Source organism: Lipingzhangella rawalii (assembly GCF_031628175.1).
Taxonomy (GTDB): domain Bacteria; phylum Actinomycetota; class Actinomycetes; order Streptosporangiales; family Streptosporangiaceae; genus Lipingzhangella_A; species Lipingzhangella_A rawalii.
Genome location: NZ_JAVLVT010000003.1, coordinates 548,463 through 573,029 on the forward strand (window position 1 = coordinate 548,463; position 24,567 = coordinate 573,029).

At 67.3% G+C, this 24,567-nt stretch carries 24 protein-coding genes; 16 read left to right on the top strand and 8 right to left on the bottom strand.

The features are described 5' to 3' along the window. Positions 1-73: 73 nt before the first annotated feature. Both RIF23_RS09215 and RIF23_RS09220 read right to left on the bottom strand, forming a co-directional pair. Positions 74-1,531 carry a M28 family peptidase gene (locus RIF23_RS09215; RefSeq protein ID WP_310911983.1) on the bottom strand — a complete coding sequence of 486 codons (1,458 nt, stop codon included), beginning with the start codon at positions 1,529-1,531 and terminating at the stop codon, positions 74-76. A gap of 441 nt (positions 1,532-1,972) precedes the next feature. Next, a complete protein-coding gene (locus tag RIF23_RS09220) occupies positions 1,973-2,416 on the bottom strand; it encodes an ATP-binding protein (RefSeq protein ID WP_310911984.1) in 444 nt (147 codons plus the stop codon). A gap of 563 nt (positions 2,417-2,979) precedes the next feature. On the opposite strand from RIF23_RS09220, the gene RIF23_RS09225 reads away from it, so the two are divergent. Together RIF23_RS09225 and RIF23_RS09230 are read left to right on the top strand one after the other, a co-directional pair. Next, positions 2,980-3,846, top strand: a complete 867-nt coding sequence (locus tag RIF23_RS09225; protein ID WP_310911985.1) for a helix-turn-helix domain-containing protein — start codon at positions 2,980-2,982, stop codon at positions 3,844-3,846. Next, positions 3,824-4,006 (top strand): DUF397 domain-containing protein, encoded by a 183-nt coding sequence (locus tag RIF23_RS09230; protein ID WP_310911986.1) that lies wholly within the window; start codon positions 3,824-3,826, stop codon positions 4,004-4,006. The genes RIF23_RS09225 and RIF23_RS09230 overlap by 23 nt, the downstream gene beginning before the upstream one ends. Positions 4,007-4,347: 341 nt before the next feature. Here the strand turns inward: RIF23_RS09230 and nucS are convergent, their stop codons facing one another. After that, positions 4,348-5,028, bottom strand: coding sequence for an endonuclease NucS (gene nucS / locus RIF23_RS09235; protein WP_310911987.1), 681 nt, complete (start codon positions 5,026-5,028; stop codon positions 4,348-4,350). A 225-nt stretch (positions 5,029-5,253) separates the two neighbouring features. On the opposite strand from nucS, the gene RIF23_RS09240 reads away from it, so the two are divergent. Continuing rightward, positions 5,254-5,640 carry an SCO5389 family protein gene (locus RIF23_RS09240; protein ID WP_310911988.1) on the top strand — a complete coding sequence of 129 codons (387 nt, stop codon included), beginning with the start codon at positions 5,254-5,256 and terminating at the stop codon, positions 5,638-5,640. Here RIF23_RS09240 and RIF23_RS09245 read toward each other — a convergent pair. Further along, entirely contained in the window at positions 5,594-6,661 is a 1,068-nt protein-coding gene (locus RIF23_RS09245; RefSeq protein WP_310911989.1) for an LLM class flavin-dependent oxidoreductase, read from the bottom strand. The two genes, RIF23_RS09240 and RIF23_RS09245, sit on opposite strands and share 47 nt — an antisense overlap. Before the next feature lie 76 nt (positions 6,662-6,737). Here RIF23_RS09245 and RIF23_RS09250 point away from each other — a divergent pair, with 76 nt between their 5' ends. The 3 genes from RIF23_RS09250 to RIF23_RS09260 all read left to right on the top strand — a co-directional run bounded on the left by RIF23_RS09250 (position 6,738) and on the right by RIF23_RS09260 (position 9,195). Continuing rightward, positions 6,738-7,937, top strand: a complete 1,200-nt coding sequence (locus RIF23_RS09250; protein ID WP_310911990.1) for a 3-hydroxyacyl-CoA dehydrogenase — start codon at positions 6,738-6,740, stop codon at positions 7,935-7,937. Between the two features lie 32 nt (positions 7,938-7,969). Continuing rightward, entirely contained in the window at positions 7,970-8,287 is a 318-nt protein-coding gene (locus RIF23_RS09255; protein WP_310911991.1) for an ATP/GTP-binding protein, read from the top strand. Positions 8,288-8,451: 164 nt separating this feature from the next. After that, positions 8,452-9,195, top strand: a complete 744-nt coding sequence (locus tag RIF23_RS09260) for an alpha/beta hydrolase (RefSeq protein ID WP_310911992.1) — start codon at positions 8,452-8,454, stop codon at positions 9,193-9,195. 85 nt (positions 9,196-9,280) lie between these two features. Here RIF23_RS09260 and RIF23_RS09265 read toward each other — a convergent pair whose 3' ends face one another. Both RIF23_RS09265 and mce read right to left on the bottom strand, forming a co-directional pair. Then, positions 9,281-10,618, bottom strand: coding sequence for a DivIVA domain-containing protein (locus tag RIF23_RS09265; RefSeq protein WP_310911993.1), 1,338 nt, complete (start codon positions 10,616-10,618; stop codon positions 9,281-9,283). Positions 10,619-10,892: 274 nt separating this feature from the next. After that, the gene (gene mce, locus RIF23_RS09270; RefSeq protein WP_310911994.1) at positions 10,893-11,387 is read right to left on the bottom strand and encodes a methylmalonyl-CoA epimerase; all 495 of its coding nucleotides are present in this window, start codon (positions 11,385-11,387) and stop codon (positions 10,893-10,895) included. 88 nt (positions 11,388-11,475) lie between these two features. Here mce and RIF23_RS09275 point away from each other — a divergent pair, with 88 nt between their 5' ends. Genes RIF23_RS09275 through meaB form a run of 3 tightly spaced genes read left to right on the top strand, consistent with a single transcriptional unit; the run spans position 11,476 to position 13,863 of the window. Further along, complete coding sequence (locus tag RIF23_RS09275; RefSeq protein ID WP_310911995.1) at positions 11,476-12,672, top strand: acetyl-CoA C-acetyltransferase; 1,197 nt, start codon at positions 11,476-11,478, stop codon at positions 12,670-12,672. Continuing rightward, entirely contained in the window at positions 12,665-12,889 is a 225-nt protein-coding gene (locus RIF23_RS09280) for a hypothetical protein (protein ID WP_310911996.1), read from the top strand. The genes RIF23_RS09275 and RIF23_RS09280 overlap by 8 nt, the downstream gene beginning before the upstream one ends. 5 nt (positions 12,890-12,894) lie before the next feature. After that, positions 12,895-13,863 carry a methylmalonyl Co-A mutase-associated GTPase MeaB gene (gene meaB / locus RIF23_RS09285; RefSeq protein ID WP_310911997.1) on the top strand — a complete coding sequence of 323 codons (969 nt, stop codon included), beginning with the start codon at positions 12,895-12,897 and terminating at the stop codon, positions 13,861-13,863. A gap of 140 nt (positions 13,864-14,003) precedes the next feature. On the opposite strand, the gene RIF23_RS09290 is transcribed toward meaB, so the two are convergent. Together RIF23_RS09290 and RIF23_RS09295 are read right to left on the bottom strand one after the other, a co-directional pair. Continuing rightward, entirely contained in the window at positions 14,004-15,725 is a 1,722-nt protein-coding gene (locus RIF23_RS09290) for a glycosyl hydrolase family 18 protein (protein WP_310911998.1), read from the bottom strand. 79 nt (positions 15,726-15,804) lie between these two features. Beyond that, the gene (locus RIF23_RS09295; protein ID WP_310911999.1) at positions 15,805-17,802 is read right to left on the bottom strand and encodes a glycosyl hydrolase family 18 protein; all 1,998 of its coding nucleotides are present in this window, start codon (positions 17,800-17,802) and stop codon (positions 15,805-15,807) included. Positions 17,803-18,009: 207 nt separating this feature from the next. Here RIF23_RS09295 and RIF23_RS09300 point away from each other — a divergent pair, with 207 nt between their 5' ends. The 7 genes from RIF23_RS09300 to RIF23_RS09330 all read left to right on the top strand — a co-directional run bounded on the left by RIF23_RS09300 (position 18,010) and on the right by RIF23_RS09330 (position 24,490). Continuing rightward, a complete protein-coding gene (locus tag RIF23_RS09300) occupies positions 18,010-18,558 on the top strand; it encodes a MarR family winged helix-turn-helix transcriptional regulator (RefSeq protein WP_310912000.1) in 549 nt (182 codons plus the stop codon). Between the two features lie 78 nt (positions 18,559-18,636). Further along, the gene (locus tag RIF23_RS09305; RefSeq protein WP_310912001.1) at positions 18,637-20,340 is read left to right on the top strand and encodes an acyl-CoA mutase large subunit family protein; all 1,704 of its coding nucleotides are present in this window, start codon (positions 18,637-18,639) and stop codon (positions 20,338-20,340) included. Positions 20,341-20,400: 60 nt separating this feature from the next. Continuing rightward, positions 20,401-21,339, top strand: coding sequence for a tetratricopeptide repeat protein (locus RIF23_RS09310; protein ID WP_310912002.1), 939 nt, complete (start codon positions 20,401-20,403; stop codon positions 21,337-21,339). 156 nt (positions 21,340-21,495) lie between these two features. After that, positions 21,496-22,932, top strand: a complete 1,437-nt coding sequence (locus RIF23_RS09315) for an NAD-dependent malic enzyme (protein WP_310912003.1) — start codon at positions 21,496-21,498, stop codon at positions 22,930-22,932. A 6-nt stretch (positions 22,933-22,938) separates the two neighbouring features. Beyond that, the gene (locus RIF23_RS09320; protein ID WP_310912004.1) at positions 22,939-23,196 is read left to right on the top strand and encodes a DUF3039 domain-containing protein; all 258 of its coding nucleotides are present in this window, start codon (positions 22,939-22,941) and stop codon (positions 23,194-23,196) included. A 248-nt stretch (positions 23,197-23,444) separates the two neighbouring features. After that, complete coding sequence (locus RIF23_RS09325) at positions 23,445-24,173, top strand: class E sortase (protein ID WP_310912005.1); 729 nt, start codon at positions 23,445-23,447, stop codon at positions 24,171-24,173. Between the two features lie 38 nt (positions 24,174-24,211). Further along, entirely contained in the window at positions 24,212-24,490 is a 279-nt protein-coding gene (locus tag RIF23_RS09330; protein ID WP_310912006.1) for a hypothetical protein, read from the top strand. The last annotated feature ends 77 nt before the right edge of the window (positions 24,491-24,567 follow it).

The following is a 24,567-nucleotide window of genomic DNA, read 5'->3' on the forward strand; positions in this document are numbered from 1 at the left end:
CTTGGGCCCGGCTCCGCGACGCGGAGCCGGGCCCAAGCGGATACTGCGGATAGTGCAGTTGCTGCCGTGGAGGTTAGCGGACCCAGAGGTCGCCGACGCGCTCCGGTTCGATGGCGACGTCGTGGCGGAGTTGCACCACGCCGTTCACCGGAAGGGTGCTCTCCCCGTAGGTCTCGGTGGCGTGTGCGATCCCGTTGGAGAGCTGCCCGAGGACTTCCTCATTGATGTTGTCGAGGTCGTCCGCGGCGGTGTGATAGTTGGGGTCGAACGGCTGTCCGGCCTCACCACCGTAGATGTCGGCCTGTTCCTCGGTCTTGATCGCGTCCACGCCACTGTGGACGCCACCGACGGGGATTCCCGCCTGCATGAAGCCGAAGTGGTCGGAGCGGCTGCTCATCGGGCTGGACTCGGCGAAGAGGTCCCGGTCCTCGAAGTAGTTCTCGAACATCCGGTGGATAGCCGCCGAGCCGACCGGGGAGGGCTGTGAGTCAGCGTGTTCCCCCTTCCCGTCGTAGATGAACCGGCCGAAGTTCGGCGAGCCCACCATGTCGAAGTTCAGGTACAGGGCGAGGTCGTCCAGTTCCTGGTCGCTGAGGTCGTCCACGTAGGCGGAGGAGCCCACCAACCCCAGTTCCTCGGCTCCCCAGAATGCGAACCGCAGCTTATTGTTGGGCTCGTCGAGTCGCGCCTGCTGGATGGCGGTCTCCAGGACCGCGGCCGTGCCACTGCCGTTGTCGTTGATCCCCGGCCCCTCGGCCACGCTGTCCAGGTGGGCGCCGACCATCACCACGTTGTCGTCGGCGCCGCCCTCGGTCTCGGCGAGGATGCTGTAGCCGGTGTCCTCGGTAACGGAAGCGTCCACCCGCACGGACAGCTCCAGCTCCTCTCCGGCGTCGAGCAGAAGGGCACCGACTTCGTCACTGGCGCTGAGGGAGGGGATGTCGCCCGGTTCGCTGAGGGTCCCGGCGAACAGTCCGGTGCCCGCATCACCCTCGCCGTGGTTGAAGATGATGATGGCCTCGGCCCCGGCGTCCGCGGCATTCTGGGTCTTCTGCGCGAAGGTGCATTCCCCACGCTGTGCGATGGCGATTGCGCCCTCCGGGAAGTCCGCGAAGTCGTCAGCGGCGCAGGCACTGTCCGAACTCTCGGCGTTGACCGGAACTCCGGAGGCGGTGACCTCACCGGCCGCGGAGTACGTCATGGTGAGGAAGTCCTCGTCGAGAACGAAGTCCCGGTCCTTGGGAGCGGTCTGCGCGAAGGTGGCCTCGCTGTGCTCCTCCCAGGACTCGAAGTCGAAGTAGTGTTCCTCGGGCTCGTATCCGGCCTTCTCCAACTGGTCGACGACGTACATCGCGGAGATGTCATAACCGTCGGTGCCGTGCGCCCGGGTGTCGTCGTTGAAGTCGGCGATGGTTTGGAGGTTCTCCAGGTGCGTGTAGACATTGTCGCCACGTACCAGGTGTTCCAGGTCTCCGGTGGTGGCCTGGGCAGGAACCGTCGTGGCGGTGACCAGAGCGAGTGCACCGGTCACAGCTGTGCCAACGACGAGGCCTCGCCGGGGTGGCGAGGGATGACGGCTGGATTCTGGGGGATGCTGGGATCGTCCGCTTGCCACGGTTCTCCTCCGTCACTACACGGCGCCCGCTAACCGAGGGTGGGGTGACGGGCGCTCATCGTGTGGGGTCCTCGGAAGCCTTGCACCTGCTGGGGTGACGGGGCAAGCATCGAGGCCGACATTGCCGCAATCGGCCGTAGGGGTAGACGCGCGGGGCGTCCCGTGTTCGGATGTCGGGCGTGTGCCGACAGTGGGGCACAACGCGCAGCATCGTGGCCACTCGACGTTGTTTCGGCTGGGACGTGCCGCTGCCGTCTCGTACTTCCCTTGGCCCCCGGGGCGGTGCCCCGGGGGCCACCTGTGTGGTGGGTCGGGCCGGCCCCTCCCGAACCCGGCCCGACCCGGTCTGGGTAGGGGTTAGGGGGTGGGGAGTTCGGCGGTGATGGTGCGGCCGGTGGGGGTGCCGCGGCTCCACCAGCGGCGGGCGTGGTGGGCCACGAGGGCCAGGCCACGGCCGGTTTCGGCAGCTGGGTCGGGCAGTGTGCCGGACGGTAGAGCCGGTCGGGGGGCGCTGGGGGCGCCGGCGTCACTGACGGACAGTAGGAGCGCGCCGGGATGGGGGTTCAGGCGGACATGGTAGCGACCCTGGGGGCCGGCGCTGTGGGTGTGGGTGGCGGCGTTGGTGGCGAGTTCGCTGAGCACGAGGGTGGCCGCTGCCGCCGTGTCCTCGGGGACATTCCAGGCGGTGAGCCAGATGGCCAGCCAGGCGCGGGCGTGGGCCACACTGGCGGGGGTGCCGGGAAGGCAGCACTGGATCGCTCCAACCGGACTGCTCGGGCTCGGGAACAGTGGGGGACTCATTGCCCACGCACCCCCAATTCCGTCGCACTGGGCGCCGGTGCTCCAGTGGATACACCGACCGCCTCCACCTTCCGCGCTACTCGGGTGCACACTGGTCTCGCCGGTAGCCGGCAGGCCGGCCCACCCGGCTGAGACCGTGCCTCGAGCGGCAACGTCTGCCCGGGCATGCTCTGCGGCGCCTGGGATGTGTTCGCGCTTCCCACCCCGAATGCTGCGCCAGCCGGCTTTGAGCTCCTAGGGATGTTCAGCGCGGCGAGCCCCGCACATACCCGCTCTAGCACTGCTATCGGTGGTCGCGCAGCAACTTCCGCCAACCCCGGAGTAGTCACCGATACGGGCGGCTTCGCCCCGGAGGGCTCCATAGGGCTGATATGGGCGGCATAGGGCCGCACCCTCCCCACCCGCTGTCCCGGGGTTACACCGGGCCATTCGCTACGATTCGTTCCGTCCATCGGGGAACCTCCTGATGGGCCATGCCCTGGGCCGGTGGTGCGGCGCCAGGGCGCTTGCTGTGCGAACCACCATCAGGCATGCGCGTGAGCTTCGCTAGAGAGTCCACTCCATTGTCCACAATCGTCGAAACTGGTTGCCAGACTGTGTCCATGAAAGACAGAATCGTGTTCATGGCACTCGACCAGTGGGTCAAATACGGTGAGGAGCTCCGACGTTTACGGGAACAAGCTGGTATGACGCAGCGTCAGCTCGCGGATCGAGTCGGCCTGTCGCATGCCATGATCGGTGCTATTGAACGCGCCATCAGAAAACCCACACCAGACTATTCGGACCATTTCGATGCTGCTCTGGAAACAGGTGGAACACTCCGGCGTCATTGGAAGGATGCCCATCTTCGTCGAGACGTTCCCGAGTGGTTCCGCGATGCACTGGCGCTGGAGAGTCAGGCCGTTGAGATCAGGGAGTTTGAATCACTCGTGGTGCCCGGCATCCTGCAAAACCACGAGTATGCGACGCACCTGGAGTCGACACTTCGTCAACGCCCCGACCCTGAAGCTGTTGCCAAGGATGCGGAAACACGTACAGCAAGGCTCCCGGAGCTAGTGTCGAGAGGAGCTCTTGTAAAGGTTGTCATCCCAGAACGGGTCTTACGTCACCAGATGCACAGTCCCGGGCTGATGCAACGACAACTTGGCTACATGTCACAGAGGATAGAGGCCGCCGCATGTACCGTGCAGGTCCTCACCGAAGCCCCCTGCTTGGAAACCGTCTTCCCCTTCCGGATTATTCTCCTGAACGATCACATCGTGGCATATGCCGAGGGAGCAGGCGGAGGCGTACTCATCAACCATCCAGACCAGGTAAATCGTCTTGTTGAACGGTTCGTGCGCTTGCAGAGCGAGGCACTGCCGCCGGCTCACTCGCTCAGGCTCATCAAGAAGTTGGAGGACAACTATGCAGCAGCAGTGGACGACTAGCAGCTACTCTCAAGACCGCGGCAACTGTGTGGAGTGCCGCACGACCTCCTGGGACTGTGTGGATATCCGTGACTCCCAGCACCCAGAACAGGGCCATCTACCTATCCCTAACGTCGAGTGGCGTGCCTTGCTTGGGGCGATCCGGCGTGGGGAGCTTTGAATCAGCCCCCTTTGGCCCGCGTCGAATCTCGTGCGGCTGTCGTCGGGATGGGGCACGGTCCCGAACCCCGTGGTGGCGATCACGCTGGCCTCTGGCCCGCGCTCGCCACGGCTCACCGTCGATGACGGCAGTTCTCGGGGATTGTCCAGGCTGTGCGTGAACACCGTTCCCGTGGGAACAAGAACTAGCCCGGTTTCCGCTTGCACCTGTACGGGGCCGCGTCGCCACGACACCTCAGGGGCGACCGGCATCGCACACTCGTTGACCGGACAGCGGCGGCGACCGGCCCAGGGCACACCGTGATCCTGCGTTTCCCTGGTTCGGAGCCCGGGGTGTGGGCCTCAGAACAGGCGCGGGGTGTCCGGCTCGATACCGCGTAGTTCCTCGTAGTCCAGGGTTACGCAGTCGATACCGCGGTCACCGGCCAGTACGCGGGCCTGGGGCTTGATCTCCTGGGCGGCGAACACCCCACGTACGGGGTGGAGCGCCGGATCTCGGTTGAGGAGCTCCAGGTAGCGCGTGAGCTGCTCCACGCCGTCGATCTCGCCACGCCGTTTGATCTCGACCGCGACGACGTGTCCCTCGGCGTCCCGGCACAGAATGTCCACCGGGCCGATGGCCGTGGGGTACTCCCTGCGGATCAGGGTGTACCCGGGGCCCAGCGTCGCGATGTGCTCCGCCAGCAGCTCCTGGAGATGCGCCTCCACTCCATCCTTCTGGAGTCCAGGATCAGCCCCCAGCTCGTGGCTACTGTCCTGCCAGACGCTGGCAATGTGCAACACCAGCTTCTCTCCGGACTTGTTGTGGGTCACGGTCCACACCTGGTTGCCGGTGTCGGGGTCCGTGGACTCGCGCAGGGTGCATGGTGGGCTCATCCAGTTCAGGGGTTTATAGGCGCGGTCGTCGGCATGGACCGATACCGAGCCGTCCCCCTTCATCAGGATCAGTCGAGGAGCCATGGGCAGATGGGCGGTCAGCCGCCCCATGTAATCGACGCTGCATTCGGCGATAACGAGACGCACGCCAGTGCACGCTACCCGGTTCGGGCGCGCTTCGCAGATTCGAGGCACTCGATAGCAGATGACCCAGCAATGTAAAACGATTATGGTTATCATTTTGTCTAGCGTTGGAGGTAGCAATCTCTCACCTCCGCGTACAGTGACCCCCCGGCCACGGGGGGTCTAGCGTCACAGGGACGACGCGCGAAGCCGAGCGCCTTCGCGCTGGCCGAACGGGAAAGGACACAGATGTCGCTGACGGTCTCTCCGGAGCTACTGGACCAGGCTCACCAGGACCAGGTGGACGATCAGGCCTTCGTGGACTGCGTACGCCAGTCCCTGCCGTACGCCTGGACCGTGATCAGTGAGCTTGCCGAACAGGCGAACGCCTCCGGAGCCGAGTACGAGGCCAACGAAACCCCCCCACCGGGGGAGAGCGAACGCGGGCAGCTGTTGCGGGCCCTGGCCAGCGACGCCATGCGTGGCGCCCTGGAGCGGCATTTCGGGATGCGGATCGCATTCCAGAACTGCCATCGGGTGGCATTGTTCCGTCCCGAGGCGCGGTCGGCTTACGCCGACTTCGTCACCCCTAGGGCTCAGCTGTTGAATCAGTCCCCGGAGCTCGTGGACTGCTAGCTCGCAGTCGCGGCAGGACGTCTGTCCCCAGGCGCGCGATGTTCGCCAACGTCGCGCGCCGCTGGCCAGACGTCTCCACCAGCAGGATCACCTCGGAGGCGCCGGTCACCCCCAGCTGGTGCCGCAGCTGGTGTGCACAGTGTTCTGGATCCCCGACGGCGTGGGTATCCACGAGGAATCGCGTATAGGCGTGGACATCCCGTTGGGGGCGGGGGCGGCCATCCACGGGAACGTAGCCGGCCAGACCGGGGCCGAGCCATTCCGGAAGGCGTGCCTGCACCTCGGCGCGGGCCTGCTCGGTGGTGTCGGCCACGTGAGCGAGGGCCGTCACCACATGGCCCGGCTCGATGCCCTGCCTCCGCGCTGTCGAGGCACCGTCCGCACCACCCAGCCTCCGGTAGTTCACCACGAGCTTCGCCTGTTGTTCGGGGGTCTGGTGCATTCCCAGCAGTAGGGGAAGGTCGTTCCGGGCCGCGAGGGCAAGCGTTGACTCCGAGGTGGCCGCGACCGTGACCGGCGGACGCGGGCGGCTGCGGGGATCCGGCACCATGGGCACGCTCCGGAACCGGAACTGGGGGCCCTCGGCTCGGATCTGTCCGCCCGCCAAGGCGTGCAGCAGAAGTTGGAGGGACTCCTCGAACCCGTCCTCGAAGCGCGCCAGCCCGGTCCCGAACACCTCCAGGTCCCGCCACGGGCCGCCGCGCCCCACCCCGAGCCGGAATCTCGAACCAGACACCTGGTCGAGAAGGTTCGTCTGCTCCGCGAGGGCCACCGGATGCCAGGTACTCAGCACACTGACCGCGGTGCCCACCGTGATCCGCTCGGTGCCCCCCAGCAGGTGTCCGGCCAGCGTCACTGCGGACGGACACACGCCGTACGACATGAAATGGTGCTCGGCCAGCCACACCGAGTCGAATCCTGCGGACTCCGCCTCCTGGGCGGCAGCGACGGTGGTCTCGAGCACCTCGGCATGGGTCTGCTCCGGATAGCAGGCAGAAACCAGAAACACTCCGACACGCACGGCGTCTAGCCTGCCATGTCCGGTTTGACGAGGCCCGTCCCACAGCCGCTCCGTGGCAGCGCTAGGCTTGGGAGACATGGTGCAGGAATTCGATCGGGTCGGCGTCGTCGGCCTCGGGACCATGGGTGCCGGAATCGTTGAGGTGTTCGCTCGCGCAGGGTTCAACGTCACCGGGGTGGAGGTTGACGACGACGCGCTGCGGCGTGGTCGTTCCCTGCTGGAAAACTCGCTGAGCAAGGCCGTGTCCCGCGGCAAGCTCACCGAGGACGAGCAACGGGCGATCCTCAACCGCGTCAGTTTCGCGATCTCCCGGGAACAGCTCGGGGACGCCGACTTCGTTGTGGAGGCAGTACCGGAACGTGCCGAGCTGAAACGCGAGGTTTTCACCGATCTCGATCGGGTCTGTGGCCGGGGGACGATTCTCGCCACGAACACCTCGTCCCTGTCGGTCACGGAGATCGCGGCGTTCACTTCCCGCCCCGACCGGGTGATCGGCCTGCATTTCTTCAACCCTGCCCCGGTGATGAAGCTCGTCGAGGTGGTTTCGACCGTGGTCACGGACCCGGAGGCGGTAACTCTGGGGACCGAGGTCGCCAAGCGGGTGGGCAAGACCCCGGTCGTCGTGTCCGACCGGGCCGGGTTCGTCGCCAACGCCCTGCTGGTGCCCTACCTCAACCACGCGGTCTCCCTGTACGAGCACCGGTTGGCCTCCCGCACCGAGATCGATAACGCGGTGACGGAGGCGGCCGGACTGCCGATGGGGCCACTGGCCCTGTTCGACATGATCGGCCTGGACGTGGGCTTGGCCGTACTGGATGTCCTCGCCGCGGAGTTCCAGCAGCCGCGGTACGTCGCCGCCCCGCTGCTGCGGCGCATGGTCGCGGCGGGACTGCACGGACGCAAGACGGGACGTGGCTTCTACGACTACGCGGGGGACACGGCGCCGGAGGACGAGGCGGCGCCCACCAACCAGCTGGCCGAGATGCTGCGCAACCAACGTCCCGGGTTCGGGTTGGCGGAACTGCTCCTCGCTCCCCATATCGATGATGCCGTGCGCATGGTCAGCGACGGCTATGCCTCCGTTGAGGACGTGGACACCGCGATGCGGTTCGGATGCGGTTACCCCAAGGGGCCGCTGGAGCTGCTCGAGGAGCGTGGGGCCCAAACCGTGGCCGCCCAGCTACGCGGAATCGCCGATGCCGGACTTTCGCCCGGCTACGCACCCGCACCGTTGCTTGTGCTCGCCGAGCAGGAGGGCAAGCCCGGGCTGCGGTAGCTCGGACCGTAGCGACAGGCACAGGTGTCCCGATGAGCCCACGCCGCAACTATCCCCGCCGTGGCCGCACGACCCCGACCGGCCCGACCCGAAACCCCGTTGGGCCGGTCAGCGGGGACGAGCGGCGCGAGACCGGCCCCGACGGGGAGTGGGCCGTGCGTCGGGTCAGCGGTGCGGCCGCGACCAAGTCCTACCGCTGTCCCGGTTGTGCCCAGGAGATCCCTGCGGGGACCCCGCACGTGGTGGCCTGGCCGGTCGACACCGGGGGCGGGGTGGAGGAGCGTCGCCACTGGCACACGGCGTGCTGGGAGCGGCGGCTACACCGTGGCGTCCGCCATCCCCGTCGCTGAACGGCCGCCCAAGCGCGGTCCGAGTAGAGCCCACGCACTGTTCCCGCGCCATTCGAGCCCCTGAGCTGTCAGCGATCCGACCAGCGGGGCAGCGGAGCCAGCAGGTGGTTGCCCCGCTGCCAGCCCGCTGTGGGCTCGTCGGCCCCAGCCATACACGGAGAGACATGGAGATTCGTGCCAGCACCATCCTGCCCGCCCGGCGTCGGGATATCACCCTGCACACCGCGGACGGGCTGAACCTGGTGGGTGAACTCGCCCTGCCGGAGGATCGCGCACCGGCCGCGACCCTGGTGTGCCTGCACCCTCTGCCCACCGCCGAGGGCATGATGGACAGTCATGTTCTCCGCAAGGCGGCGTACCGTCTCCCCGCCCTCGCCGACGTGGCGGTGCTCCGGTTCAACACGCGCGGAACGACGTCTCGGCGCGGCACCAGTGACGGCACGTTCGGCGAGGGCGAAGCCGAGCGGTTCGACGTCGCCGCGGCCATCGAGTTCGTTGAGTTCGAGGAGCTGCCCGCCCCGTGGCTGCTCGGTTGGTCCTTCGGGACCGAGCTCGCACTCAAGTGGGGATGCGACCCCGAGGTGGTGGGAGCGCTGCTGCTGTCCCCGCCGTTGCACCGGGCCGGAAACACCGACCTGGACACCTGGGCCGCGTCGGGCAAGCCGGTAACCGCGCTCGTGCCCGAGTTTGACGACTACCTGCGCCCACCCGAGGCCCGGGAGCGCTTCGCGCGGATCCCACAGGCCGACGTGGTCGGTGTGGACAATGCCAAACACCTCTGGGTGGGCGAGCCCTACGTCCGTATCGTGCTGAACGAGATCGTTCGGCGTGTGAACCCGCAATGCTATCCACTGCCCACCGAGTGGGACGGACCCCACGAGCGGGACACGTCCAGCCTCGCCCGGTAGCCTCCCCGCCACGAACACGCCCGCGCATGAGCCGGGGCCGGCCCCGAGTGGGACCGGCCCCGGCTCACGTCTGGGGCACGGGAGGCTACTCCTCCCAGAGGAAGTCCTCCTCGTCGCCCTTTTCCTTGGTCGCGGTTGTGCTGCCGCGCTGCTGGCCTCCCTGACTCCCCTCGGCCGCTGCCGAGGACTCGGTGCCGTCGTCCTGGTTCTCGATGGCGGCGGGCTCCGGAGTTGACTCCACCGAGGACGGTTGCGGCGCCGCCGGCATGGCACTGACGTCGATACCGAGGATCCGTGCCATCTGGGCCTTGTGCGACTCCAGGGCCTGTGCCTGCTCCTCCAGCTTGGAGACCTCGGCCTTGGCCGCGTTCGTGACGCGCTCGGCCTCCTCCTTGGCCTCCTGGATCATCCGGTCGGCCTTTTCCTTAGCCTCGGAGCGCTGCTTCTCGGCTTCCTTCTTGGCCTGCGAGACCACCTGCTCGGCGTGCTTCTCCGCCTTGCGGCGCCGGTCCTCGGCCTCGTTGTTCATCTTGGTGGCGCGCTGGTCCGCCGCGGCCGCGCGCTCCTCGGCCTCGGCGACCATCTTCTGCGTGGCGGCCTGGGAGGCGGCCAGCCGTTCGGCCGCTTCCCGGTCGGCCTCCTCACGCTTGGCGGTCAGCTGGATCTCGAAGTCCGCCTCGGCCTGATCACGCTTGGCCTCACTCTCGGTGAGAATGCGCTGGGCCTGCTCACGCATCTCCTCGGCCTGGTGCTTGGCGGCCTGAAGGGTGCGGTCCCGCTCCTGCTTGGTGTTGGCCTTCATCTGCGCACACTCACGTTCGGTGGTGGTGCGCAGTTTGGAGATCTCGGCCTCGGCCACGGCCCGCTTCTCGGCGAGCTCGTGATCGACCGCGGAACGCTTCTTGGCAACCTCACGTTCGGTCGTGGAGGTGAGGTCGTCGGCCTCCCGCTGGGCGTTGGTGCGGATCTCCTCCGCCTCGGCCTCGGCGGTGCTACGCATCTCCTCGGCTTCGCGCTGAGCCAGGGTGCGCATCTCGTTGGCCTCGTTCTCAGCGTTGGCCCGCATCTCGGCGGCCGCCGCCTTGGAGGCCGTCTCGATCTCGTTGGCCTTGGTCTGAGCCTCTTGGACCAGCTCCTGGGCCTGTTCCTCGGCCAGGCGCAACAGCTGCTCGATCCGCGCGCCAAGCCCGGAGTAGGTGGGCTTCTCCTGCTCGTCGAGCTGGTGTTGGAGTTCGGACAGCTTGGCCTCGACCCGCTGCTTTTCCTCCTCGGCCTGTTGGAGCCGGGTGTCGAGTTCGTTGATGTGCTTGGTTACCTGGCCACGGTCAAAGCCGCGCAGGACCACGTCGAACTCTTTGGGGGCTGCGTTCTCTTCCTCAGGGGACAGGAAGTTGTCTAGCTGAGTGTCAAGATCGGACTTCATGTGACGGAATCCTGAACGGGTGACGAGACGGCTTGAATATCGATGTTCGGTTCGCGTTGGGTACACGCAAACGACGAGAGAGTGGGGGATGCGGTTCCCGAGCAGCTCCAGGGCAGCCGGAGCGGTACTCCTGCACCACGTTCGGGGTCAGGACGGGCCCGCCAACGGACTATTCGAGCTTATCAAGGTAACGGGCCGGTGGAAGCGCCTTCTGCGAAGATCCTGAAGTTTCGCCCGCCACCGTGTGGGTCACGTTGTGGGTTACGTCCCTAGCTCAGTGGTTACGGTCGCCCGTCGTGTCCTCCGGAGCCTGTACGAGCTCGGTCAGTACCCCGCCACAGTCCCGCGGATGCAGGAACACAATACGCGAACCGGCAGTTCCCGGGCGAGGCTCGGAGCCCAACACCCGGATCCCGTTGCCCGCGGCCGCGTGCGCCGCAGTGTCCACGTTCCCGGTTCCGAAGGCGACATGGTGGACGCCTTCACCGTACTTGTCGAGGAACTTCGCCACCGGGGAGTCGCTGTGGGTGGGCTCCAACAGTTGGAGGTAGCTCGCGTTCCCGTCGTCGGTGCCGTTGGTCCGCAGCATGACCTCGCGGACTCCCTGCTCCTCGTTGACCTCTTCGTGTTCCACGGTCAGCCCGTGCACCCGCTGGTAGAACTCGATGCTCGCGTCGAGGTCGCGGCAGGCGATCCCCACATGGTCGATGCGGGTGATGCCGGTCGGGGCGGGGGGCTGGGATGGGGATGGGGACGGGGACGGGGACACAGTGCGGACCTCCCATCGGATACGAATGCGTTCAGTATGTATCGTGACAGGTCCAGGATTCGCGTGGAGCATACGGAGGCGGTAGTCGATGCCTGGTTCTGTGATCGTCAGTGGCGCCCGTACCCCCATCGGCCGTCTGCTCGGTTCCCTCGGGGACTTCGGGGCGGTCGATCTCGGTGCGCGAGCGATCGGGGCCGCCCTGGAGCGGTCGGGTGTGCCCGGAGCAAGCGTCGATTACGTGATCATGGGGCAGGTGCTCCAGGCGGGCCAGGGCCAGATTCCGGCCCGTCAGGCCGCGGTCCGGGCGGGGATCCCCATGACGGTCCCCGCGTTGACCATCAACAAGGTGTGCCTGTCCGGACTGGACGCGATCGCACTTGCCGACCAGCTCATCGGCGCGGGTGAGGTGGAGGTTGTCGTTGCGGGCGGCATGGAGTCGATGACGAACGCCCCACACCTGCTGCCCAAGTCCCGACACGGCTACAAGTACGGCTCGGTGGAGATGCTGGACGCCACCGCCTACGACGGGCTCACCGATCCGTTCGATGGCGAGTCGATGGGTGCGGCCACCGAGCGGCACAACACGCGGCTCGGTATCAACCGGGAGGAGCAGGATGCCCTGGCGGCACGGTCGCATCAGCGGGCCGCCGCGGCTATCAAGGAGGGGCGTTTCGCCGAGGAGATCGTCAGTGTGGAGATCCCGCAGCGTAAGGGCGAGCCCCGCGTGTTCGACACCGACGAAGGCGTCCGCGGAGACACCACCGCTGAGTCCCTTGGGCGGCTGCGCCCCGCCTTCGACCCCGAGGGCACCATTACTCCCGGGTCGGCTTCGCAGATCTCCGACGGCGCCTGCGCCGTGGTCGTGATGAGCCGGGCGGCGGCCGAGCGCCTGGGCTGCGACGTACTCGCCGAGATCGGCGCGCACGGCAATGTGGCCGGTCCCGACAACTCGCTCCAGTCCCAGCCCTCCGCTGCGATCACCCACGCCCTGGGCAAGGCCGGTCGCAGCGTCGCGGACCTCGACCTGATCGAGATCAACGAGGCTTTCGCCAGCGTGTGTGTGCAGTCGATGCGCGACCTCGGAATCACCCCGGCCGAAGACGACATCGTCAACGTGGACGGCGGGGCGATCGCGCTCGGGCATCCGATCGGGGCCTCCGGGGCGCGGCTTGCACTCCACCTGGCCTACGAGCTGCGCCGTCGGGGTGGGGGAACCGGAGCGGCCGCCCTGTGCGGGGGTGGCGGGCAGGGCGACGCCCTGCTACTGGAGGTTCCCGGTGCCTGACCAGGCCGCCCACGCGGTCGCGACAGTGGCAACCGTTGACACGGCGGTGCTCGACCGAACCACCGGTGGGGAACGAGAGACCCTGGAGACCCTCCTCGGCCTGCACCGGGCCGTGGTCAGCTACCGGGCGGCGGGCCTGTCCGGGAGGCAGGCACGGCACGTAGGCCAGCTGGATATTCTGCGCGCACAGATCGACGGAGCGCGGGGAGGGTACTGAGCCACGTGACGGAGCACAGCACTGCTACCGAGCTGGTGGGCCGGCTGGTCGCCGGGGACCGGCGGGCCCTCGCCCGCGCCATTAGTCGGGTCGAGAACGCCGACCCCGACCTGCCGGGCATTATGTCCGCATTGGCGTCCCGCACCGGGCGGGCGCGCGTGGTCGGTCTGACCGGCGCCCCCGGGGTGGGTAAGTCGACCACGACGGACGCGTTGACCCGGGCCCTGCGCGCTCAGGGACACAGTGTCGCCGTGCTGGCCGTGGACCCGTCCTCTCCCTTCTCGGGAGGGGCCCTGCTCGGGGATCGGATCCGGATGCAGGAGCACGCCGGGGACCGGCAGGTCTACATTCGCTCCATGGCCAGCCGGGGGCACCTAGGCGGGCTGTCCTGGGCCGCTCCGCACGCGTTGCGGGTGTTGGACGCTGCCGGTTTCGACGTGATCCTCGTGGAAACCGTGGGGGTGGGGCAGGCCGAGGTGGAGATCGCCCGGCACGCCGACACGACCCTCGTGCTCAGCGCCCCGGGAATGGGCGACGGGGTGCAGGCCGCCAAGGCCGGTGTGCTGGAAGTGGCTGACCTGTTGGTGGTCAACAAGGCCGACCGTGAGGGGGCGCACGCCACGATCCGGGAACTGCGGCAGATGGTGAGCCAGGGCAGCCGCGAGGAGCAGGACTGGAAACCGCGGATCGTCAGTCTGGTCGCGGCACGCGGCGAGGGTGTGGACGAGCTCGTGGATCGGATCACGGAGCACGAGCGGTACCTACGGGATTCCGGGATGCTGCACCGACGGCGTCGGCAGCGGGCCCGCGAGGAAATCGAGGCCATCGCACTGGCGGGACTGCGGACGCGCCTGGGCGCACTGTGGGATGGTGCCCAGCGTCAGGCGATGCTGGACAAGCTCGCCGACCAGGTCGCCACCGGTGGCACCGATCCCTACACCGCCGCCGACACCCTGCTTGCCGAGCTCAGCTGAACCTCCTCCGCGGTCCGGGGATCGGCGCATCCTCCTGGGGCAACATCCCCGGCTGACCGAAACGGACGTCGCACCCGGAGGGCGTGGGGGTACTCCGGGTGCGACGCGTCCGCGCGGGCGAACAGGAACCGCGGTGGCGGTCAGTGCCCGTTCAGTTCCTCGTGTAGGGCGGTCATCAGGGCTCCGTCAGCGTTGTCGCCGTCCAGGGACCAGACCATGGCCCCACTCAGCCCGGCGTCCCGGACCCAGGCGGCCTTCTGGGCGATCGCGATCGCGTCGTCGTAGTTCCAGAGCTGGTCGCCGTCGTAGATCCAGGCGGTTCCGGCTTCCTCGTCCCGGTACAGTTCGAACTGCCCGGAGGAGGCCAGGTCCTCGAGCACGTGGAAGTCGTTGTAGCCGTCCTCCCGTTCGCCGGGGGCCGCGCCCTCGTGGTCCTGCCACAGTCCGTCGCCGTTCGGGCCGGGGTCGACGCCCTGCCAGCCGCGGCCGTAGAAGGGAACCCCCATCACGATGTCCTCGGGCTCGACGCCGCGGTCCAGGTACTCCTGCACGACGGTGGCCGCACCGCGCGGACTGTCCAGCGGGTCGTTCTCGGCCGGGTGCAGGTTGCCCTGGTGGCCGGTGGTCGGGGACCAGGCACCGTACAGGTCGTAGCCCTGGGTGTTGATGAAGTCGAAGTTGTCCATGAGCTGGTCGAGCTCGTATCCGGCGTCGATCGCCTGCTCGTTGGCGGGCACGAACGCCGAGAGGCCGTAGGAGTTTCCGGTCTCGTCTTCGAGGTCGTCGAGCTGATCGCGGTACTCCTGCACGAGTGCGGTGAAGTTCTCCCGGTCCTCCTCACGCACGACGTTGCCGGGTGCGCCCGGGCTTCCCGGCCACTCCCAGTCGAGGTCGATACCGTCGAAGAGTCCGGCGGCGGCACCGTCGCCACCGGCGTCGTTCAGCTCGGGGAGATTCCCGCGAAGGTACATGTCGATGCAGGACTCAACCGAGGCCTCCCGATTTTCGGGAAGGGCGGCGTTGGAGAAGTAGGTGGACCATTCCCAGCCGCCGATCGCCAGGTGGACCTCCAGCTCGGGGTACATCTCCTTGAGTTTGCGCAGCTGGTTGAAGTTCCCGCGGAGGTCGGCGTCCGGGTCGTCGGCCACACCGTCGACGCTTTCCTCAGCTGTGTACGTGCGCCCGTAATCGGAGTAGGCCTCGCCCTCACCCTCGGCGTCGGTGGCGAAGCACCGTCCGTCCTCGTCGAGGTTGACGAAGGCGTAGTTGAGGTGGGTGAGCTGTTCGGCCTGTCCCGTCTCCACGAGGTCGCGGACCAGGTAGCCCTCGTCCTCGGCACCCCATTGGGTGAAGTAGCCCACCTGGCGGTATTCGGGATCGGGTTCCGTCCCGCTGCACGGCAGGCCGTTGATCGTGCAGGAAACAAGCTCGGTGTCACCGTCGCTGAAGGCGCCGTTGTATCCGAAGCTGTACTCGCCTCCGGCCGGGACCGACCCGCCCCAGTGCGGGGGAGTGATCTCGTAGGTGTTGTCGGAGGTTTCCGTCACGGAGGCGTTCCACAGTTGGTGAATGCTGGCGTCATCGGGGAGCTCGATCTCCAGGGTCCAGCTGCCCACGTCCTCGGTGCCCGGATTGGCGATGGTGATGCCCGCCTGGTAGCCGGAGGGCCAGCGCGCCCGTTCGGTATGGGTGACCTCCAGCGGGGCCTGGGCCGAGTTCGCAGTGTTGGCGGTGCTGGTGGTGTCCGGTGCCGAGGTGTCCGCCGCGGCCGGGCCGCCGAGAAGCACGGACATCGGGGCGAGGAGTAGCACACTGCTCATCGCCGCGGCGCCGCGCCGGATCGGGGAGGGGTGTACAGACATGTTCGCTTCATGTCTCCTTACTGACGGGAGGGGTGGGTGGTGGGCCCGCCGCACCGGGCCCACCACCCCGTCGGGGGGCTTAGCCGGAGGTCAGGGTCTGGTCGATCGTGGACATCAGGGTCCCGTCGGCGTCATCGCCGTCGAGGGACCAGATCATGACTCCGCCGAGCTCCTGTTCGTTCACCCAGTCGACCTTCTGTTCCATGGCGACCGGGTCGTCGTAGGTCCACCACTCATCACCGTTGTAGATCCAGGCAACTCCGCGCTCCTCGTCGCGGTAGAGCTCGTAGTCTCCCTGGTCGAGGTATTCGGTGAGCAGCTTCCAGTCGTTGATTCCGTCCTCGTATTCGCCGGGAGCGGGGCCGGTGGCCGGCTGGAACAGTCCGTCGCCGTCCGGCCCGGGGTCCACGCCCTGCCAGCCGCGGCCGTAGAAGGGGACCCCCATGACGAGGTCTTCGGGGTCGGCCCCACGGTCGAGGTACTCCTGGATGGCGATCTCACTGCTGAAGATCTCCGGTCCGGGATCGCCGGGGGTCTCGACGATGTTGGACTGGTGGTTCGTGGGGCCCTCTGCCTCCCAGGCGCCCTTGTAGTCGTAGCCCTGCACGGTGATGAAGTCGAAGTCCTCCATCAGCTGCGGGACCTCGTATCCGGCTTCGACCTTCTCCGGGTCGGCCGGGACGAACGCGGTCAGGTCGTAGGTCTGGCCCTTCTCGTCCTCGAGGTCGTCGAGTTGGTCCCGGAACTCCTGGACCAGGGCGGTGAAGTTCTCCTTGTCTTCGGGACGCACGGTGTTGTGTGGATGCCCCTCGGAGCCCGGCCACTCCCAGTCCAGGTCGATGCCGTCGAACACTCCGGCCGCGGCACCCTGGCCGCCGGCGCCGTCGAAGGACGGCAGGTTTCCGCGTAGGAACATGTCGATGCACGAGGCCGCCATCTGTTCCCGCGACTCCGGGGTCAGCGCGGCGTCGGAGATGTGCTCGGACCAGGTCCAGCCGCCGATGGAGAGGTTCACCCGTAGGTCGGGGTGCATCTCCTTGAGCTTGCGGAGCTGGTTGAAGTTGCCGCGTAGGTCCTGGTCCCAGGTGTCGGCCTCGCCGTCCACGCTCTCACTGGCGTCGAAGGAGCGCCCGTAGTCCGCCCAGGCGTCGCCCTCACCGAGTTGGTTGGCCTGGAAGCACTGGCCGTCCTCGTTGATGTTGGCGAAGGCGTAGTTGACGTGGGTGAGGTCCTCGGCGGTTCCGCTGGTGTGCATGTCGCGTACCAGGTAGTCGCGGTCGTAGATTCCCCACTGGGTGAAGTAGCCGACGCGTAGCTCGTCGTGCTCGGGGTCGGGACCGGGGTCCGTGCCGTTGGACTCGTCGGTCTCGGCCGTGACCGGGTCACTCGCTGCGGAGGTGTTTCCCGCGATGTCCACCGCGCGCACGGTGAAGGTGTAGGAGGTCTCGGGGTCGAGGTCGGCGACTGTGGCGTTGGTGGTGTCTCCGTCCACAGAACGGACGACCTCGCCGTCGAGTAGTACCTCGTAGGTGGCGATGTCGAGTTCGGTCGAGGAGGCGTCCCAGGCCAGGGAGATGCTGGTGCTGGTGGTGTCGGTCACGGTGACGTTATCGGGCGTCGATGGGGGATCGACGTCGCCGTTGTCGCCGTCACAGGGCAGGCTGTTGATGGCGCAGTGGGTCGGGTCGGTTTCCCCGCCGTCGTACTGGCCGTTGAAGCCGATGGTGTAGGAGCCGTCCGCGGGGACGTCCCCTCCCCACGAGGGGGGTGTGACCGTGTAGGTGTCGTCCGGCCCGTCGGGGCCGGACAGTTGGGCGTTCCACAGGCTGCCCACGCTCGCACCCTCGGGGAGCGCGAACTCCAGGGTCCAGTCGGACAGGGGGCTGTCGTCGTTGTTGTGGATGGTGAAGTCGGCGCTGTAGCCGGTGTCCCAGGTGGCGCCCTGGGTATAGACGACCGTCACGTCCGCGGAGTCCGCGGCTGCGGGGTCGGTAGGGGCTGTCAGCGGAGCCAGGGCCAGGGCCAGTAGGGCACCGGTGGCGCCGTAGGCCCAGCGCTGGAGCGGGACTCTTCGCATGATCCCTCCTACCTGGGGATGTAGGTCGTAGGGGATGGGGGTCAAGCGAGCGGGGGGAGTGCGGTCCTGACCAGCTCAAATAATTTTTAGGAAACTTAACTAATAGTTTTTCCGAGATCAATTGCCCAAATTGGCCGAGATCGGCCAGCCGTGCATCTTGACAGGTTCTGGCTGCGGAGACGTCTCGAAGCTGGATACAGTGAGGCCGTGGGAAACGCCCTAAATCTTCCGTTCGATCCGATCGAACGGGCACACGAGAGTTGGAGCGACCGCTGGGGTCACTCGCCGGCGATGGCGGCAGTCACCTCCATCATGCGGGCGCAGCAGCTCCTGATCGGTCAGCTCGATGCGACGCTGAAGCCCTACGACCTGACCTTCGCCCGATACGAAGCCCTCGTGCTGTTGACCTTCTCCTCCAGCGGGACACTGCCCCTGGGCAAGATCGGGGAGCGGCTGATGGTCCATCCGACCAGCGTCACCAACACGATCGACCGGCTGGAGAAGCAGGGGTTGGTCCGTCGTCTGCGCAATCCGCGGGACGGTCGGGGCGTCCTGGCCGAAATCACGGAGGACGGGCGGGAGGTGGTGGAGGATGCCACCCGTGACCTGTTGGCCATCGATTTCGGTCTGGACTGCTACTCCGATGCGGAGCTGGGGGAGATCCACTCGCTGTTTCGGCGGCTCCGGGTAAGTTTCGGCGATTTCGTGCCCGACCCCGACGACGAGTCTTCCTCCGGGGCGCCGGCGCGCGACTGAGGTCGTCCCACCTCGGGGCGGACCACGGTCACGCCCCTACCCAAAACTAGTTGGACGTCCTATTATCTGAGTATGGACATGGACTTCGCAGCGGACATCGAGGCGGGCCGGCAGCGATGGCAGCAGCGGTACGAGGCTGCCCGCAAGCGCGACGCGGACTTCACGACCCTGTCCGGGGTCGAAGTGGATCCGGTGTACGGGCCACCGCCGGATGCCCAGGTTCCGGGGTTCGAGCGCATCGGATGGCCGGGCGAGTTCCCGTTCACCCGGGGCTTGTACCCCACCGGCTACCGTGGACGCCCCTGGACCATTCGACAGTTCGCCGGTTTCGGGAACGCGCGCCAGACCAACGAGCGCTACAAGATGATCCTCGCCTCGGGGGGAGACGGGCTGTCCGTGGCCTTCGACATGCCCACGTTGATGGGGCGGGATTCCGACGATCCCCACTCCTTGGGCGAGGTTGGCCACTGCGGTGTCGCTGTGGACTCCGTATCCGACATGTCCACGCTCTTCGACGGGATTCCGCTTGGGGACATCACCACGTCCATGACCATCAGTGGTCCCGCGGTTCCGATGTTCTGCATGTACCTCGTGGCGGCCGAACGCCAGGGGGTGGACATCACCACCCTCAACGGCACCCTCCAGACCGACATCTTCAAGGAGTACATCGCCCAGAAGGAGTGGCTCTATCCACCCGAGCCCCACCTCCGCCTGATCGGCGACCTCATGTCCTACTGCTCGGAGCAGATTCCGGCCTTCAAACCCCTGTCCGTCTCCGGGTACCACATTCGTGAGGCCGGGGCCACCGCCGCCCAGGAACTGGCATTCACCCTTGCCGACGGTTTCGGATACGTGGAGCTGGGCCTGTCCCGCGGTCTGGACGTGAACCAGTTCGCCCCGGGGCTGTCCTTCTTCTTCGACGCCCATCTGGACTTCTTCGAGGAGATCGCCAAGTTCCGCGCGGCCCGCAGGATCTGGGCCCGGTGGATGCGTGACCACTTCGGAGCCACCAGTGAACGCGCCCAGTGGCTCCGGTTCCACACCCAGACAGCCGGGGTGTCCCTGACCGCTCAGCAGCCCTACAACAACGTGGTCCGCACCGCCGTGGAGGCGCTGTCCGCTGTTCTGGGCGGCACCAACTCCCTGCACACCAACGCCTTGGACGAGACTCTCGCCCTGCCCACCGAACAGGCGGCCGAGATCGCGCTGCGTACCCAGCAGGTCCTGCGCGAGGAGACCGGTGTGACCAACGTGGCCGACCCCCTGGGCGGGTCCTGGTACCTGGAGGCACTCACCGACCGGATGGAGGCCGAGGCGGAGCGGATCTTCGCCAGGATCATCGAGATGGGTGGGGGAACCGCAGCCAGTCACGCAATCGGCCCGGTGACCTCTGGGATTCTCGCCGGGATCGACAGCGGCTGGTTCAGCTCCGAGATCGCGGAGTCGGCGTTCCGGTACCAGACCGCCCTGGAGAAGGACGAGAAGCGGGTCGTCGGGCTGAACTGCCACACCGAGACGGTATCCGGTGAGCTGGAGATTCTCCGGGTCAGTCACGAGGTCGAACAGGAGGCGCGCAGCGCCCTCGCCGAGCGCCGGGCCACGCGGGACGCCGGCGCGGTCGACTCCGCGTTGGCGGCTCTGACCGCCGCCGCGGCGGACACGAGCGGGCCCAACCTCATTCCCCCCATGATGGAAGCAGTGCGTGCCGAGGCCACCCTGGGCGAGATCTGTCACGCGATGGGCACCGTGTTCGGGGACTACACCGAGGTGCCGCAGTTCTAACGCCGGAATCGTAGAGTCCCTGCTTTGGCGCGCCCCGCCAGAATGCGGCAGGATAGAGGCATGCAGCCAGCGGACTTCTCCACGAGCGGCGCGGTCGACCTCGGAGCCAGGAAGGCCTCCCTCGATCGGGAGGCCAAGCGGAAAGCGGAGGCCGACTCCGGGAACGCCAACCCCTACGCCATCGACGTCAACGAGCAGAACTTCCAGAACGAGGTCCTGCAACGTTCGACCCAGGTGCCCGTGGTACTGGCGATTCTCGCGACCTGGTCCGAACAGGCCAAGCAGGTGGAGACGGCCCTGGACTCCCTCGCCCGAGCAGCGGGGGGGCAGTGGCTGTTGGCCAAGGTGGACTCGGATGCCTCACCACAGTTGGTCCAGGCGCTCGGGGCGCCGGGCGCTCCGATGGTGGCGATGGTGATCCAGGGGCAGGTCGTCCCCGGCCCGTCCGGGGAGGCGACCAAGGACCAGCTGCGCCAGTGGCTGGTGCAGGTCTTCGAGGGGCTGCGCCAGCAGGGGGTCATTCCCGAGGGGTACACGGGTGTGGGTCCGGAGGAGGCCGACGAGCCGCAGGCCTCCCCCTCCAGCCAGGACCCCAACCATGCCGCCGCCGAGCAGGCCCTCCAGGCTGGCGACTACGACGGTGCGGAGCAGGCGTATCGCGCGGCGCTGGAGGCCGACTCCAACGACGAGGACGCCCGTGTCGGCCTGGCCCGAGTACGCCTGTTGGCCCGCGTGCGTGACCTCGACCTCACCGAGGTCCGTGAGGCCGCGGCACGCAACCCCGACGACGTGGCTGCCCAGTGCCGTGTGGCCGACGTCGACATGGCGGGCGGCAAGGTGCAGGACGCCTTTGACCGCCTGATCGGCACGGTGCGCCGTACCCGGGACGAGGATCGGGACGCCGCCCGGCGCCATCTGCTCGACCTCTTCGAGGTGCTGGGGTCGGGCGATCCACGAGTGAACCAGGCACGCCGTGCCCTGACCTCGGCCTTGTTCTGAGGTCAGCACGCTCGTGGAGTTTGTGCCGGCAACGGGCCGGTAGCTGTCGAGGAACGCGGGGCAAGTGTGGGGCTTCGCTCCTCGACGGTTGAGCAGGCCGGTACCGGCTGGGCCACATGCTGCCGGTTCCGGTCACGGCAGGGATGAGGAGCATACGTGGCCACGCTTCCGAGTGTTTCCTACTCGATTACCGTCCGGCTGGAACTGGACGGGCACGGTAGTGCGGTCAGCAGTCTGACCAGCGCGGTCGAACGCGTTGGCGGTATCGTCACCGCCCTGGACGTACGCTCGTCCGAGCACGACCGGATCCGGATCGACGTGACCTGCGCGGCACGGGACACAGATCACGCCAAGTCGATCGTGGATTCCCTCGGCTCGATCCGCGGGGTTGTAGTCCACAAGGTCAGTGACCGCACCTTCCTCCTGCACCTCGGCGGGAAGATCGAAGTCAGCTCCAAGGTGCCGCTGCGGAACCGGGACGAGCTGTCCATGGCCTACACCCCGGGCGTGGCGCGGGTGTCCCAGGCGATCGCCGCCAACCCTGAGGACGCCCGTCGACTCACCATCAAACGCAACAGCGTCGCGGTTGTCACCGACGGCAGTGCCGTCCTGGGGTTGGGCAACATCGGCCCCGAGGCGGCCATGCCCGTGATGGAGGGCAAGGCGGCCCTGTTCAAACGGTTCGCCGATATCGACGCCTGGCCGATCGCGCTCGACACCCAGGACACCGACGAGATCGTGCGGGCCGTGGAGATGATCGCCCCGGGATTCGGCGGGGTGAACCTGGAGGACATCTCCGCCCCGCGCTGTTTCGAGGTCGAGTCCCGACTGCGGGAGTCACTGGACATTCCGGTCTTTCACGATGACCAGCACGGCACGGCCATCGTGGTGCTGGCGGCGCTACGCAACGCCCTGCGGGTGGTGGGCAAGCAGCTGGAGCACGTGCGTATCGCCATGTCGGGCGCCGGAGCCGCGGGGACCGCGATCCTCAAGCTGCTGCTGCACGCCGGAGCGAAGAACGTTGTCGTGTGTGACATCTCCGGGGCGGTGCACTCCGGGCGCGACGACCTGGATGAGAACCTCGCCTGGATCGCCGAGCACACGAACCCGGATGGCTACTCCGGAGACCTGCGTGGGGCCGTCGCCGGTGCGGACGTGTTCATCGGAGTCTCCGCACCGAATGTACTCACCGGTCCCGACGTGGCCGAGATGGCCTCGGACGCGGTCATCTTCGCCCTGGCCAACCCGGATCCGGAGGTCGACCCGGAGGTCGCCCATCTGCACGCCTCGGTGGTGGCCACGGGACGTAGCGACTATCCGAACCAGATCAACAACGTGTTGGTGTTCCCCGGGGTCTTCCGTGGACTCCTGGACGCGCAGAGCCGTTCGGTGGACTCGGGGATGATGCTCGCCGCGGCGCGGGCACTGGCCGACACGGTGTCCGACGAGGAGCTGGGGCCGCACTACGTTATTCCCAGTGTGTTCCATTCGGACGTCGCCCAGTCCGTCGCCGCAGCGGTCCGTTCCGCCGCTCAGCACGAGCGCCAGGACACCCTCGGAGACGATAGGTTGGATGACGCACCGAGGAGGTAGGAGCAGATGGTCACCGAGATTCTGAACAAGGTCGTTCCGGAGAGCGAGACACGGCCGGAGACCTCACACGACGACGGCGACCGGGAGCGCTTTGCGCACTACGTGGCCAAGGACAAGATCACCGAGAGCGCGGTGACCGGCGATCCGGTGATCGCGTTGTGTGGCAAGGTGTGGGTGCCCAGCCGGGATCCCAAGCGCTTTCCCGTGTGCCCGGAGTGCCAGCGCATCAAGGACGAGATGACCGGCGGCGGCGACTCCCAGTAACGCCCCAGTGTCTGGTTCGCCCTGATCCCGCGACCCGCGGCTGCCCATGTCGCCCCTGTCCCGGTACGCTCCGATGGGCAGTCCTTGCGCTTCCGGCGCCCCCCGCGGCGTGGCCGTGCCGGTGCGCAGTGACGGTACCAACCCGAGGTTCAGCCCAGTCATAGCCATGTCGTGACCCAGCACCGGATCCTCCAGCCGTGTTGCGAATGTGTCCGACATGTAGGAACGGATCGGATCAGATGGTTGCCATGACCGAGCCGCGCGGCCGTCGCCGCCGTGGTGCCCGCCGACGCCCGCCACAGCGCAGTGTGACCGTCGGGGATGTCATTCGGGGGACGGTGCGTCTGTTCGGGGAACTGCTCATCACCGCAGGGGTGGTGATGCTGTTCTTCGCTGCTTACCAGATCTACGGTAAGCAGCTGGAGACGAACCGCGAGCAGGAGCAGCTCGTCCAGGCTTTCGAGGAGGGATCGGGCGACGGTGGGGAGGCAGACACCACCGAAGCCGAAGCGCTGCCCGGTGAGGCACACAGCCGGATGTACGTTCCCAGCCTCGACCAGGACTGGGTTGTGGTCGAGGGCGTCTCCCAGGCCGACATCGAGTACGGACCCGGCCACTATCCGGGAAGCGCCGATCCCGGGGAAGAGGGCAACTACGCGGTGGCGGGGCACCGGGTCCCGGCGGTGTTCTGGGACCTAGACCAGCTCGCTTCGGGCGACGAGATCGTGCTTGAGGACGAGGACAGCTTCTACACCTACGAGGTGACCCAGAACCACGTGGTTATGCCCGACCAGACGGACGTGGTCGAGGCCAACCCCGATGACCCCGGTGCCGAGCCGGACCGGGCCCTGGTCACACTGACCACCTGCCATCCGAAGTTCAGCAACGCCGAACGGTTGATCGTGCACGCTGAGCTGGCCGAGGAACACGACAAGTCCGACGGTGTGCCGGCGTCCATCGAATCGATGGTCGACTGAGGAAGGGGGCGATCGCAGTGTACGGATTGGTGTGGCGGATGCTGCCCGGTCCCGGTTTCGTCAAGTTCGTCCTCTTTCTGGGGCTTCTCGGTGCTGCTGCCTACGGGTTGTGGTTCCATGCCTTCCCCTGGGTTGACCCCTATCTTCCGTTCAACGACGTGACGGTTGGGGACGCCGAGGGTGGCGGAGGGCAACCGGGCGAGGGCGGGGACCTTCCCTACGGTGACGGCGATGAGGACGACATCGTCGGCGTGGACGAGCCTCTGGATGGTGGCCAGGAACCGGCCGGTGAGGGCGAGGAGGCCCAGCAGGAGTAGCCGGTGCACATGACGGGCCCCGGATGGTCGGGTGTCCGACGACACGCCGGAGCGTGGGTGGACCGGGCCCCGGTGTG

Bases quoted from the DNA above. Each gene is read 5' to 3' on its own strand.
- RIF23_RS09220 (WP_310911984.1), bottom strand. From the start codon at position 2,416: ATGAGTCCCCCACTGTTCCCGAGCCCGAGCAGTCCGGTTGGAGCGATC.
- RIF23_RS09230 (WP_310911986.1), top strand. From the start codon at position 3,824: ATGCAGCAGCAGTGGACGACTAGCAGCTACTCTCAAGACCGCGGCAAC.
- RIF23_RS09240 (WP_310911988.1), top strand. From the start codon at position 5,254: ATGTCGCTGACGGTCTCTCCGGAGCTACTGGACCAGGCTCACCAGGAC.
- RIF23_RS09250 (WP_310911990.1), top strand. From the start codon at position 6,738: ATGGTGCAGGAATTCGATCGGGTCGGCGTCGTCGGCCTCGGGACCATG.
- RIF23_RS09255 (WP_310911991.1), top strand. From the start codon at position 7,970: ATGAGCCCACGCCGCAACTATCCCCGCCGTGGCCGCACGACCCCGACC.
- RIF23_RS09260 (WP_310911992.1), top strand. From the start codon at position 8,452: ATGGAGATTCGTGCCAGCACCATCCTGCCCGCCCGGCGTCGGGATATC.
- RIF23_RS09265 (WP_310911993.1), bottom strand. From the start codon at position 10,618: ATGAAGTCCGATCTTGACACTCAGCTAGACAACTTCCTGTCCCCTGAG.
- RIF23_RS09275 (WP_310911995.1), top strand. From the start codon at position 11,476: ATGCCTGGTTCTGTGATCGTCAGTGGCGCCCGTACCCCCATCGGCCGT.
- RIF23_RS09290 (WP_310911998.1), bottom strand. From the start codon at position 15,725: ATGTCTGTACACCCCTCCCCGATCCGGCGCGGCGCCGCGGCGATGAGC.
- RIF23_RS09295 (WP_310911999.1), bottom strand. From the start codon at position 17,802: ATGCGAAGAGTCCCGCTCCAGCGCTGGGCCTACGGCGCCACCGGTGCC.
- RIF23_RS09305 (WP_310912001.1), top strand. From the start codon at position 18,637: ATGGACTTCGCAGCGGACATCGAGGCGGGCCGGCAGCGATGGCAGCAG.
- RIF23_RS09310 (WP_310912002.1), top strand. From the start codon at position 20,401: ATGCAGCCAGCGGACTTCTCCACGAGCGGCGCGGTCGACCTCGGAGCC.
- RIF23_RS09320 (WP_310912004.1), top strand. From the start codon at position 22,939: ATGGTCACCGAGATTCTGAACAAGGTCGTTCCGGAGAGCGAGACACGG.
- RIF23_RS09325 (WP_310912005.1), top strand. From the start codon at position 23,445: ATGACCGAGCCGCGCGGCCGTCGCCGCCGTGGTGCCCGCCGACGCCCG.
- RIF23_RS09330 (WP_310912006.1), top strand. From the start codon at position 24,212: ATGCTGCCCGGTCCCGGTTTCGTCAAGTTCGTCCTCTTTCTGGGGCTT.